This window comes from Pedobacter duraquae (assembly GCF_004362245.1).
Classification (GTDB): domain Bacteria; phylum Bacteroidota; class Bacteroidia; order Sphingobacteriales; family Sphingobacteriaceae; genus Pedobacter; species Pedobacter duraquae.
In genome coordinates this window covers 1,089,667-1,102,257 of record NZ_SNWM01000001.1, presented here as the reverse complement: position 1 = coordinate 1,102,257, position 12,591 = coordinate 1,089,667, and the positions used below count along the sequence as shown (strand labels likewise).

Here is a 12,591-nt window from a genome sequence, read left to right as displayed (position 1 = left end):
CATAAAAAAACGGCATGGAAATTCTCCATGCCGTTTTTTTATGATGCTAATTTTTTACCCGGGCGTTGCATTTTTCGCAAACACCATAGGCTGTTGAATTCAATGCAACAGCAGAGAATCCTGCTGGCATTTTGACCTGAGGTATGGTAACATCTAGACAGTATATTTTGTGGCAATTGGTGCAGTTAAAATGTACATGCTCATCGTGGTGATGCTCAGAAGTACAGGAAGATGAGCAGATCGCATAATTTGCAGTGCCATTTAAATCCATAACCCGGTGTAGTATTCCTTTATCCTCGTAAACATTAAGAATACGATAAAGCGTAACACGGTCAATCTCTTTACCCAACTTTTTCTCGAGCTCAGGTTGCGAAATGGCTACGTTATCCATGGCAATCTCTTCCAGTACGCGGACACGCTGTTTTGTATGTTTGAGGTCGTTTTGTTTTAAAATATCGATAGGATCTATTTTCATCTTGTTAGATAGATTTGCCGTTAATGAGTGCAATAGGTGGATTGTCGAGCGCATTTGCAGTGCTCAAACGTAGGGTTCCTTTAATTGTAACTGTTTGGTAAGTGAATTTAATAGGCTCAGTAAGTTCTACTAGAACCATGATTGGTACACCATTTTTGCCGCAAAAAAAGCATTGATTGATCGGCAATGTGGATAGCATAAACTTAGTTTGTTTCATCCCATCTTTGATCGGGACAATATAACCCTCCAGCTCAAAAGGCTTATTTGCATATTTCTTAATCTCTGGTGTAAACTGAGCATACATCTGGGTGTCTTTAATGATTTTAAAATCAACACCGCCCACAACGTCCCAGTTAGCAGATATAATCTGATCTGCAGGATCATGCTGTGCTTTGGCAACAATGCCCGAAAATAAGAATAAGACAAAGAGTAATTTTTTCATGTTAATTTTTTGATAAGATTTTAGAAATGTTGGCACTGTATGCTTGAATTGCTGGGATTACTGAAGCAAATATACCGATCAACAGCCCAGCAATCAAGAGGTAGATTTCATCTTTAAGGAATAGTAAACCATTTAATTTTGCCTGACTGCTTTCCTGGAAATGACTGATTAAACCAAGTGCCGCGTGCCCGAGTGCGATACCAATTACCGTTCCAGCGAGCGTAAGCAGCATCCCTTCTATGATGACAATAAGGAATAACTTGGTTCTGGATGCTCCTAATGTTCGCATAATCGCAAGGTCGTAACTCCGTTCTTTTAAAGAGTTATACAAATTTACAAACACACTAATGGCGGCAATCAGCATAATAAGCACCGCAAACCATTGTAGTGTATCAACGCCCACACCAATCAATGAAAAAAGTCGTGTGCTTTCCTGTGCCGGAGACGCGGCCTGTAAATTTGTAGATTGATTTACCATCCTCGGAAACATTACGACAGCCATTGGAGACCGGTATTGGATCAATAGAGAAGTAATCTCTCTGTCCTGAATCTCAGCTGCTGCTGTTGGATCTTCTGCTTTACTATGATCATGTTCTTCTTCAGGATCATGCATTTTCCAGACACTCGAAATGTTGGTAAGGATTAAGTTGTCAGTCACATTGCCTTGCGGACTTAGGATACCAGCAACCTTATAGGCGTGCGCTTTATGGATATCAGTGGTTCCTGTCAGGCCATGTGCCCCATAAAAGGAGTCGCCAACCTTAAGCTGTTGAGTTCTGGCAACATCAGCGCCGATGGTGGTCTCAAAATCGCCTGACCATAATTTTCCTTCTTGTATCTGAAGTTTATAAAGCGCTGCAAAATTAGAATCTGTTCCAACAATACGAATCCCATTATAATTGTCGCCCAATGCTAGTGGTACAGCACGCTTAACCCATGGATTATGCGCTAGCGCATCAGCATCTTTTTGTGGAATATTACCTGTTGGAAAATCAATATAATAAATGCTGCTCAGGATTAACTGTAGTGGACTTCCCTTAGCACCTATTACAAGGTCGATATCCTTTGAGTTGTTATTGAGTTTATCGCTAATCTGCGCTGATGCCAATAATAAGAGTGTTAAGATCCCTGTTCCGAATGCAACCAACATCATGTTCAATGCAGACGATAAGGGTTTTGACCAAATGCTTTTCCAGCTTATTTTTAACGGGCTCATATTAATTCGTAGGTATTGGTAAAAGCATCTTTAACTCTCTTGTCGTGCGTAGCAACCACTAGTGTAGCCTGGTTCAAACCAGATTGTTGCAGCAATAAATCTAATACTGCAAATGCATTTTTGTCATCCAGACTAGATGTAGGTTCATCAGCGATTAACAGGGCCGGCCTGTTTACTACCGCACGGGCAATAGATACGCGCTGCAATTGTCCCTGACTAAGGGTGGCCGGGTAAGCATGCATTTTATGATCGATATCAAGCGAAGCTAAAACCTCAGTTACCCGTTCCTGATCAGTTTTGAGACCGGCAAAAGTTTGCGCCAAAATCAAATTTTCTGCAATAGTCAAACTCTTGATCAGGTGTGGACGCTGGAAGATAATACCTATATGGCGCCCCCTGAATTGATCCAGTTTCCGCGATGTGAGCTCATATATCGATGTGTCCTCAATAAAAACTTTTCCTATTTCAGGTTTTAATATTCCAGTGAGAATATGTAGTAAAGTCGTTTTTCCGCTTCCTGAGCCGCCAAGTAACAACCATTGTTCACCATTGTTGATTTTCCAGTCCCTGAATTTTATTGCCTGGGTACCGGAGTAGGTATGGGCTACTGATTTTAGTTCAATCATAGATTCTTTATCGGTGGTTAAAGATAGTTCAGAATTAAAGTTTATGCAATGACATTGCATTTTATGAGTGTAAAGTAATTGCTACCTGTCCGCCACTTAGGCTGTACTCTATTAGTGGCGGCAAATTTTGGTGTGTCTCCAATTGATTAGGTGTGCCGCAGCAATAACAATTCCGCCTGCAGGTATTAAAATGGATTCCAGGCTTTCGATCAGAATGTGTCCTGTACCAATACATAGAAATCCGCTCACCAGTACAACTATTGGTAATGCTTTTTTATGTTTAGGATAGGAGCTTAACAAAGCATAAGTGCCGATGATTAGTGATAAGCTGATCATTCCTATTTCGAACCAGATATTCGCGAGAAATTCGAGACCAAATAAAGGTAAAGTAGTGATGATTACAGGTAGGGCGGCACAATGTATTGCACATGCTATCGACGCCGTGATTCCGAGTTTATCAAGACTGCCAGATTGAGTAAGTGATTTCATGGTACAAATATAAATGCAAATAAGTTGCATTAAGTAATATTAGTCTCATATATTTGCAACTAAATTGCTTTTATGATTAGAAAAAAATTACCAGTAACCGTGCTCAGTGGATTTCTTGGTAGCGGAAAAACAACGCTATTAAATCATATTTTACACAATAAAGAACAGCTTAAAGTTGCGTTAATTGTGAATGATATGAGCGAGATCAATATTGATGCGCGCACGGTAGAGCAGCAACATATGCTTTCAAGAACTGAAGAAAAACTTGTCGAAATGAGTAACGGATGTATTTGTTGCACTTTGCGTGAAGATCTGATTGCGGAAGTAGAAAAGCTTGCGCTTGAAAACCGGTTTGACTATCTCATCATCGAAAGCTCCGGTATTTCTGAGCCTATTCCGGTTGCACAAACATTTAGCTATGTTGATGAACAGGCTGGAATCGATCTAAGCCAGTTTAGTCGCTTAGACACCATGGTCACGGTTGTAGATTGTTTCAATTTCAGAAAAGATTTTGGAACGGCAGAACTGCTTCAAGACAGGCTTTGGGTAGACGATATCGCTGATCGCAGAACAATTGTCAACTTGCTCACGGATCAGATCGAATTTGCTAATGTAATTATATTGAATAAGACTGACCTCATCAGTAATGCAGATTTGCAATTGATTCAGGCGGTAATTGGCAAGTTAAATCCTGAAGCTAAACAGATAACATCAACCTTTAGTAAGGTTGATATTAAAGAAGTCCTAGACACAGGCCTATTTGATTTCGAACGCTCATCGCAGGGGGCGGGCTGGACCAGTGAATTAAATACCGCCCACGATCCAGAAACCGAGGTGTACGGGATCAGCAGCATGGTATTTCGATCGGCTAAACCATTTCATCCTGAACGTTTATGGGATTATCTGAACGCGTCATTCCCACCAAATGTGATTCGCACAAAAGGACTGTTCTGGTTGGCGGCAATGCCAGAAATGGCGCTGAACTTTTCTCAGGCAGGAGGATCGTTACGCATCGAAAACGCCGGGGTATGGTGGGATAGTATGACGCTAGAGGAAAGACTCGGTTTTAGTGATTATGTTGAAAATCGGAAGGCTATAGAAAGCCGCTGGGATACCCAATTTGGTGATCGCATGAATGAACTTGTATTAATAGCCCAGGATCTCGATAACGTGCAATTGAAAAAGGAATTAGAAAGTTGCCTGCTTACCAATAGGGAACTGGAGCTATATAGGGAACGCTACATTTTTCAGAATCCCTTTGAGAGAGTGTTATAATTAATTAATGCAATATTGTTGCAACTAATAATAATACGTCTATATTTGTAATTCATTATTTAGTTAAGTAGGAAGTTCGTTTTGAACCTCATCAGTCAAAACTTATTTTCATTTTAGTTCAAAAGGATTATTGTGGATGCAATAATCCTTTTTTAGTTAATCACGTTAATAATAAACACGAAAGGCAGGAAATTATCCTGCCTTCGTTATAAAATGCTGTTTCTAGATATATTTAATAATGACTTGCTCTCAATTCTGCAATTTCAGGACTGTTGATGTAATCATCGTAAGTCATCATTTTATCGATTGTTCCTTTTGGCGTGATCTCTATAATACGGGTGGCTACAGATTCCGTCAATGCATGATCTCGTGAGGTAAACAAAATAGTTCCTTTAAAATCCTTCATTCCATTGTTTAACGCTGTAATAGATTCGAGATCCAAGTGATTTGTAGGCTCGTCGAAAAGTAATAGATTAGCATGCTTCAACATCATTTGAGAAAACATACAACGCATTTTTTCACCACCTGAAAGCACTTTAGTGTTTTTGAGTACTTCTTCTCCAGAGAACAACATCCTGCCGAGGAAACTCCTTACAAACTGTTCATCTTTGTCGGTGTCCGAATATTCACGCAGCCAATCCACAAGATTCATGTCTTTGCCTGCAAAATACTGTGAATTATCATTCGGGATGTCGGCAACATTAATAGTGATTCCGAATTTAAAGTCACCAGTATAATTGGGCTCGCGACCTGTCAGCACATTATAAAATGCTGCGGTAGCCAGGCTGTTTTGAGAAAGGATAGCAATCTTGTCGCCTTTGTTCACCATAAAGCTAATGTTTTTAAACATCACTTCTCCATTAGCGCTGTGAGATAGGTTTTCTACCTGAAGAATCTGGTCTCCGGCTTCGCGACCAAGGTTGTTGAATAATATAGCAGGATATTTGCGACTGGAAGCCTTAATTTCAGAGATATCGATTTTATCAAGTGCTTTCTTACGTGAGGTAGCCTGTTTTGATTTTGAGGCATTAGCGCTAAAGCGCTGTATAAATTCCTGAAGTTCTTTAACTTTTTCCTCCAGTTTTTTATTCTGGTCTCCACGTTGTTTAAGTGCAAGTTGACTTGACTCGTACCAGAATGTATAGTTACCAGAGTAGGTAGTCATTTTGCTGAAGTCGATATCAACAATATGTGTACATACCGCATCCAGGAAGTGCCTGTCATGGGAAACAACCAATACAATGTTTTCGTAATCAGCAAGGAAATTTTCTAACCATGCAATAGTCTCGATATCTAAATCATTCGTAGGCTCATCTAGCAAAAGAATATCAGGATTTCCAAAAAGCGCCTGAGCCAAAAGAACCCTTACTTTTTGATTACCATCAATTTCTTTCAGTTGTTTATAATGCTGATCTTCTTTGATACCGAGATTGCTGAGCATAGTAGCAGCGTTGCTTTCCATATTCCAGCCGTCCATTTCAGCGAATCTGTTTTCCAATTCACCGGCACGTTCACCATCTTTATCAGAGAAATCTTCTTTTGCATAGATTGCATCTTTCTCTTTCATAATGTCGTAAAGCTCACTATGCCCCATCATTACGGTTTCGATCACCGAAAACTCATCAAATTCATAGTGATTTTGTTTTAAAACCGCCATACGTTCACCGGGCGTAATGGCTACGCTTCCTGAAGTTTGGGTAACATCACCTGAAAGGATTTTTAAGAAAGTAGACTTACCTGCTCCGTTCGCGCCAATTACCCCATAACAGTTGCCCTGGGTAAATTTTAAGTTAACATCTTCAAATAAGGTACGTTTTCCGTAGCGTAACGATAAATTAGAAACTGAAATCATATGTAGGAAATAAGCCGCAAAGGTAGGCAATATTCTCCATTCCTTGCAAGATCCAGACAATTCTTGGGTGCTTTGGACAAAAATTACGCTAATTTTGCTTTTAGATTATGAAAGAAAAAATCACGATACTCAATCAAATCATTCAGGAGCGCCGAAGTATATTTCCGGTTAGCTATACCACCGACGAAATACCTGTTACCATAATTGAGACCATTCTGGCTAATGCCAATTATGCACCAACGCACAAGCTTACGCAGCCTTGGAGATTTATTGTCTACAGAAATGCGGGAAAAAAACATTTAGCACAAGAATTGGCGCGTTTATATAAAGAAAATACGCCCGCAGAAAAGTTCCTGCAAAAGAAATACGATAGCATTACCGAGAAAATAGGTCAAAGCAGTTGTGTGATTGCGATCAATGCTCAGCTACACCCTGATAAGTTACCAGAATGGGAAGAAATTGCGGCTGTAGGATGTGCGGTGCAAAATATGGCCCTAACTGCTGAAGCAATGGGAGTGGGTGCTTACTGGAGTTCACCGGGTACTATCTCAGAGCTTGGGGCATTCATGGAGCTCGGCGCTGAAGAAAAGTGCTTCGGACTATTTTATATGGGTTATCATCAGGAGGAGTCACGACCTGCGAAAAGAACGCCAATAGCTGACAAGGTAAGGTGGGTAGAAGCATAATGGACGAAATAAATCTAAAAAAGGAACTTTACGAACTTTGTAGAGAATTTATCCTCGGTAGAATAGAAACTGCGGAAACCGCACTCGAACAATCGCGCGAAGCCAGTAATGATGATACAAAGAGCAGCGCGGGAGATAAATTTGAAACTACCCGGGAAATGATGGCTCAGGATATAGGCCGTACAAAAGGACTGCTTGCAGATGCGCAACAAAATCTTAAAGTTTTAGAGTCTATCATAGATGTGAGTATTGGAGAGCGTGTACGAAACGGTAATCTAGTCTATACCAATCAGGGGATTTTCTATATCAGCATTAGTGCCGGCTCACTCAGTTCGGGCAAGAGTCAGGCATTTGCTATCTCTGCATTGTCTCCGGTAGGCAAAATGATGGTTGGAAAAAAGGTAGGTGAAAGTTTTACTTTTAACCAGAAGGAATATCAGATCACAGCGATATTTTGAAAATTAAAGAGTACAAAAAAGGCGGACATCGTTAAAATGTCCGCCTTTTTTTATTAACTAAAAGCTGTTAGAAGCTGTTTTTAATACTGTTGCTCAAAGTGCGCGCAGACCAATATCCACTTGCAATGATCCTTCTGATTGTAAATAGCGGATCATTCTGATCGCGTTTCTCTGCAAGGATATATGCCGATTTAAAACCTCTTTTTTTCAACTCAGGAAAAGCCTCAGGATTCCATAAACCGAATGGATAAGCAAAGTGTTCGATCTTCTTTCCTGTAATCTCTTCCAGCGTTTTTGTCGGCTTGTCAATCTGCGTTTCCCAATCTTTACCCTGATATTTTTTCACGTTGTGGTGATCCCAGGTATGGGATCCAATTACGTTTCCTGCATCTGATAATTCTTTTACCTGTGCCTTGGTCATGTAGTTTGGCCTGCCCAAGGATACGGTCATAATAAAGTATACCGCTTTATAACCATATTTCTTTAATGTTGGTGCCGCTATAGCATATTGATTATATTCTGTGTCATCAAATGACAACATGATTGGTTTGCTCGGTAGTGGAGTTCCATTGTTCAGATAAGCATAGTACTCATCGGGAAGAATTGTATGATAACCGCTATCAGCAAGCATCTTCATGTGCTCTTTAAAGGTAGCAATGGGAATAATATAGTCTTTTGACGATTTGGAGTCTGTAGCTTTCCAGTCGCGGATTTGATGATAACATAATACAGGTACTTGCTTGCGTGCAAGAATAGTTTTTGCATCTGCAACCTTGATTTTGTCGATGTTTACCGGTGTTCCAGCAGGAGCAGCTGTCTCTGTGGCGACAGTCATTGTTGTGCTGTCAGCAGAATTATCACCCGCTGCTTTTTGTGTTTTTGACTGGCAACCCGCAGTAAATAGCAGTGCCGCAGCAGTAATTGTTAAGAAATGTTTATTCATTAGTGAGTAAATGTTAGATACCATGTTTATGATGCTTGCAAAATTATAAAAACAGAGTGATAAATCGGGTTAAAATACAACTGTTGAAAAAAAATCCAAAGATTTCTGCAAATAGCTAATTTATTACAAAGATTAAGTGGATTACAATTGCTAATTCAATAATTTAGACGCGGTTAATCTAAAACACAAATATGAAGAAATTATACTTTTTATTAATTCTTATTACTGTTTTTTCGAGTGCAACATATGCACAGACAAAAACATACACAATTACAGAGAAAATAGCTGAGGCCCCTAAGGCCAATTACCAGTTGGCTTCCAGGTTTTCACCTGGAAAAATGCGTAAAATGGTGTTTTCTACCGCAGTAGATCCGCATTGGCTAAAATTGAGTAACAGGTTTTGGTATATGTACGAAACTCCGGGTGGTAAAGAATGGTATATGGTAGATGCTACACTTAGAACGAAAAAGAAAATTTTTAACACCTCAGATCTCGCTGCTGAGATTACGAATATTGTTAGGGACCCCTTTGATGCTCAGCATTTGCCGATTGACAACATTAAATTCTCGAAAGATGAAAAGAGCCTGAGCTTCGAAGTGAAGAGTACTGTAGATGAGACAAAACCTGACCGTAAAGATAAAAAGGCGGCTGATTCACTGCAGAAAAAGATCTTTTACTTTAATTACGATCTAGCTACTTCTAAATTGACTGAAGTGCCCAACTATACAAAGCCTAAAGCTAAACCCTCTTGGGGCTCTGTTGCTCCTGATTCATCAGCCGTAATTTTTTCTAGAAAGTATAATTTGTACTGGATGGACAAAGCGAATTACCTAAAGGCTGTTAAAAATGAAGAGGATAGTACAATTGTAGAGCACCAGTTAACAAAAGATGGTGTTAAATTCTACTCATACGGTAGCGATGGCGACGGCGAAAATAATGAAGAGGTTATTAAAAATGACAAGAAACGTCGCCGTGCCGGTGTGATGTGGTCACCTGATGCCAAATATTTTGTGTTAAACAGAGAAGACTCTAGAAAAGTTAAAGATCTTTGGGTTATAAACAGCACTGGTGCAGGAAGACCTACTTTGGAAACTTATAAATATCAGATGCCTGGTGAAAAGGAATCACCAATAGATGAGATTTTGTTGTTCAATTTTGCTGCTAAAACATTTAAGAAATTAAATATCTCTGCTTTCAAGGATCAGACGGTCTCATTATGGCTTGCACCAGCCCTAAATAAGGATCGGGATAACGAGTTCCGCCCATCGATATGGTTAGGAAACAACAGCAAAATTTATTTCTCGCGCACAAGCAGAGACTTAAAAAGAGTTGATATCTGTACAATTGATATCAATACCAATACCGTTGCTCCTCTAATTGACGAGCGTTTCAATACTTATGTTGAAATTAACCGTCCGGGACTGGTTAACGATGGTCAGGAAATTATTCACTGGTCGGAACGTGATGGATGGGGACATTTCTACTTGTTCGACGGCAAAGGGAAACTCAAAAATCAAATTGATAAAGGCTCCTTCCATGCAACGGACATTGTCAAAATTGACGAAAAAAACAGGGTGCTTTATTTTACAGCAAATGGAGTAGAAGGCAAAGAAGATCCGTATTATCTGCACTTGTACCGCATCAATTTTGATGGTTCCGGAATGAAATTGCTAAATAACGGAGACTTCGATCATGCAGTTAATATGAATGATGAAGGCCGCTACTTTGTAGATAACTTTTCAAGAGTTAATACCGTCCCAAAATCTGTGTTGTACGATAATTCTGGCATTAAAGTTATGGATCTTGAAACTGCAGACTTATCTTTGCTGATGGCTGCCGGTTATAAATTTCCAGAGCCATTCAAAGTTAAGGCTGATGACGGTGTTACAGATCTATACGGTGTGATGTACAAGCCTTTCGATTTTGACCCAAGTAAAAAATATCCGATTATCGAATATGTTTACCCTGGCCCGCAAACAGAAGCTGTCAACAAATCTTTTACCAAAAGCCTGGATAACACAGACCGTCTTGCTCAATTCGGTTATATTGTAATATCTGTTGGTAACCGTGGCGGTAATCCTGCCAGGTCTAAATGGTACCATACTTATGGATATGGAAACTTACGCGATTATGGTCTTGCAGATAAGAAGGCAGCAATAGAACAGCTTGCCGACAAATATTCTTTTATAGACGGAAATAAAACAGGAATCACTGGCCACTCAGGTGGTGGATTTATGTCAACAGCAGCAATGTTAGTCTATCCGGATTTCTTTAAAGTTGCGGTTTCTAAAGCCGGTAATCACGATAACAGTATCTATAACCGCTGGTGGAGTGAAAAACATCATGGGGTTAAGGAAATTGTTAGTGCGAAAGGTGATACGACATTTAAATATAGTATTGATAAAAATCCTGATCTTGCAAATAACCTGAAGGGGCATCTGATGATCATGACAGGTGATATGGACAATAACGTGAATCCTGCAAACACGATCAGACTTGCCAATCAATTAATGAAAGCTGGGAAGCGCTTCGAATTTGTATTGTTGCCAGGACAGCGTCACGGCTTCGGTGATTTTACGGAATATGCTTTCTACAAATTAGCTGATCATTTCAATAAATATCTGTTGGGCGACTTCAGTCAGCCTGACAATATTGATATGTTGGAGATGGACAGAGACAAGGAATTGAATGGTAAAAGTGGGGGCGGCGGAGCTAACTAATGCAAGCAACTATGATGAACTGGAATACACTATTGTCTGGAAAGAGATGGGGAAGTGAAGAGAAGTACAATGGGAATTCTATTGATGCAAGATCAGAATTTCAACGGGACTATGACAGAATTATTTTTTCTTCTCCTTTCAGGAGACTACAAAATAAAACGCAGGTGTTCCCTTTGCCAGGAAGTGTATTTGTTCATAATCGGTTAACACATAGTCTGGAAGTTGCTAGTGTGGGCAGATCATTAGGGACAATTTTTTATAATAAGCTGAAGGCTGCGAACCCTGACTTAGACCAGGAAAATCCACTTATTATCGAAGTAGGCAATATTATAGCTTCGGCTTGCCTTGCACATGACATGGGAAATCCTGCCTTTGGACATTCGGGCGAAGCGGCAATATCTTATTATTTTACCAACGGTGATGGCCGTGTGTTTCAGGATCAGGTATCGCCGGCAGAGTGGGCAGATCTTATTAATTTCGAGGGAAATGCCAATGCCCTCAGGATCTTGACACATCAGTTTGCTGGAAAAGGTAGTGGTGGCTTCGCCCTCACTTACGCGACTCTGGCGTCCATAGTCAAGTATCCATGCGCAGCTGCCGCCGGGAGTAATAAATCAAAGATCTACACAAAAAAATACGGTTTCTTCCAGTCGGAAGAAGCCGATTTTAAAAAGATAGCCATCGAGTTGGGCCTGGTCAAGGTTCAGGACGAACCATTGGTCTATAAACGCCACCCCTTGGTCTATCTCGTTGAAGCTGCAGATGATATCTGCTACAATATTATTGATCTTGAGGATGCACACCGTCTAAAAATTCTGAGCTATCAGGAAGTAGAAACTTTATTGCTGCCTTTATGCAATGATGCTAAAATGCACGCTAGGTTAGCGGATATGGATGATGACGATGCAAAAATCACGCTGATGCGTGCTAAGTCTATCAGCACACTGATCGGTCAGGTTTCGGAAGTGTTCTATAATCATCAGGGAACTATTCTCAACGGAGAACTTAACAAAAGTTTAATTGATTATATCGCAGAGCCATTTCTAAGCACAATGCAAAAGATTGAGCGGATATCGATCAAGAAGATTTATAATTATACTTCAGTAGTGCAAATTGAAGTTGCCGGATTTAAAGTGATGGGGGGATTGCTTGATGAATTTATTCCAGCCTATTTACAGAATTCTTCGAAATATCATAAAAAACTAGTTGAGCTGATACCGAAACAATTCTTGACAACAGAAACTGGAGCCTATGCTAAGATCCAGTCTATAGTAGACTTCGTCTCGGGTATGACAGATATCTACGCGGTGGAGCTGTACAGAAAGATCAAAGGAATATCATTTCCCTCAATAAGCTAACACTAAAATAAAAATCCCGGAAAACATGCCGGGATTTTTATTTTTATCTCT

The 12,591-nt window shown here is 40.0% G+C and carries 12 protein-coding genes; 5 read left to right on the top strand and 7 right to left on the bottom strand.

The annotated features are described in order from the left end of the window. Positions 1 to 46: 46 nt before the first annotated feature. The 5 genes from CLV32_RS04740 to CLV32_RS04720 all read right to left on the bottom strand — a co-directional run bounded on the left by CLV32_RS04740 (position 47) and on the right by CLV32_RS04720 (position 3,248). The gene (locus tag CLV32_RS04740; RefSeq protein WP_133552894.1) at positions 47 to 475 is read right to left on the bottom strand and encodes a Fur family transcriptional regulator; all 429 of its coding nucleotides are present in this window, start codon (positions 473 to 475) and stop codon (positions 47 to 49) included. 4 nt (positions 476 to 479) lie between these two features. Next, positions 480 to 917 (bottom strand): hypothetical protein, encoded by a 438-nt coding sequence (locus tag CLV32_RS04735; RefSeq protein WP_133552892.1) that lies wholly within the window; start codon positions 915 to 917, stop codon positions 480 to 482. A 1-nt stretch (position 918) separates the two neighbouring features. After that, positions 919 to 2,133 carry an ABC transporter permease gene (locus CLV32_RS04730; RefSeq protein WP_133552890.1) on the bottom strand — a complete coding sequence of 405 codons (1,215 nt, stop codon included), beginning with the start codon at positions 2,131 to 2,133 and terminating at the stop codon, positions 919 to 921. Then, complete coding sequence (locus CLV32_RS04725) at positions 2,130 to 2,759, bottom strand: ABC transporter ATP-binding protein (protein ID WP_133552888.1); 630 nt, start codon at positions 2,757 to 2,759, stop codon at positions 2,130 to 2,132. The genes CLV32_RS04730 and CLV32_RS04725 overlap by 4 nt, the downstream gene beginning before the upstream one ends. Before the next feature lie 111 nt (positions 2,760 to 2,870). Continuing rightward, entirely contained in the window at positions 2,871 to 3,248 is a 378-nt protein-coding gene (locus CLV32_RS04720) for a MerC domain-containing protein (RefSeq protein ID WP_133552885.1), read from the bottom strand. 72 nt (positions 3,249 to 3,320) lie between these two features. Here CLV32_RS04720 and CLV32_RS04715 point away from each other — a divergent pair, with 72 nt between their 5' ends. Next, complete coding sequence (locus CLV32_RS04715) at positions 3,321 to 4,523, top strand: GTP-binding protein (protein WP_133552883.1); 1,203 nt, start codon at positions 3,321 to 3,323, stop codon at positions 4,521 to 4,523. Positions 4,524 to 4,755: 232 nt separating this feature from the next. Here CLV32_RS04715 and CLV32_RS04710 read toward each other — a convergent pair whose 3' ends face one another. Continuing rightward, on the bottom strand, positions 4,756 to 6,375 hold the full coding sequence (locus tag CLV32_RS04710) for an ABC-F family ATP-binding cassette domain-containing protein (RefSeq protein ID WP_133552881.1): 1,620 nt from the start codon (positions 6,373 to 6,375) through the stop codon (positions 4,756 to 4,758). 107 nt (positions 6,376 to 6,482) lie between these two features. Between CLV32_RS04710 and CLV32_RS04705 the strand changes: the two genes are divergently transcribed. Continuing rightward, positions 6,483 to 7,061, top strand: coding sequence for a nitroreductase family protein (locus tag CLV32_RS04705; RefSeq protein ID WP_133552880.1), 579 nt, complete (start codon positions 6,483 to 6,485; stop codon positions 7,059 to 7,061). Beyond that, on the top strand, positions 7,061 to 7,519 hold the full coding sequence (locus CLV32_RS04700; protein ID WP_243732236.1) for a GreA/GreB family elongation factor: 459 nt from the start codon (positions 7,061 to 7,063) through the stop codon (positions 7,517 to 7,519). The genes CLV32_RS04705 and CLV32_RS04700 overlap by 1 nt, the downstream gene beginning before the upstream one ends. Before the next feature lie 67 nt (positions 7,520 to 7,586). Here CLV32_RS04700 and CLV32_RS04695 read toward each other — a convergent pair whose 3' ends face one another. Continuing rightward, the gene (locus CLV32_RS04695; protein ID WP_133552876.1) at positions 7,587 to 8,462 is read right to left on the bottom strand and encodes a polysaccharide deacetylase family protein; all 876 of its coding nucleotides are present in this window, start codon (positions 8,460 to 8,462) and stop codon (positions 7,587 to 7,589) included. A 191-nt stretch (positions 8,463 to 8,653) separates the two neighbouring features. On the opposite strand from CLV32_RS04695, the gene CLV32_RS04690 reads away from it, so the two are divergent. Both CLV32_RS04690 and CLV32_RS04685 read left to right on the top strand, forming a co-directional pair. Then, complete coding sequence (locus CLV32_RS04690; protein ID WP_133552874.1) at positions 8,654 to 11,182, top strand: S9 family peptidase; 2,529 nt, start codon at positions 8,654 to 8,656, stop codon at positions 11,180 to 11,182. A 14-nt stretch (positions 11,183 to 11,196) separates the two neighbouring features. Further along, positions 11,197 to 12,540 carry a deoxyguanosinetriphosphate triphosphohydrolase gene (locus CLV32_RS04685; RefSeq protein ID WP_208110962.1) on the top strand — a complete coding sequence of 448 codons (1,344 nt, stop codon included), beginning with the start codon at positions 11,197 to 11,199 and terminating at the stop codon, positions 12,538 to 12,540. Positions 12,541 to 12,591 lie beyond the last annotated feature (51 nt).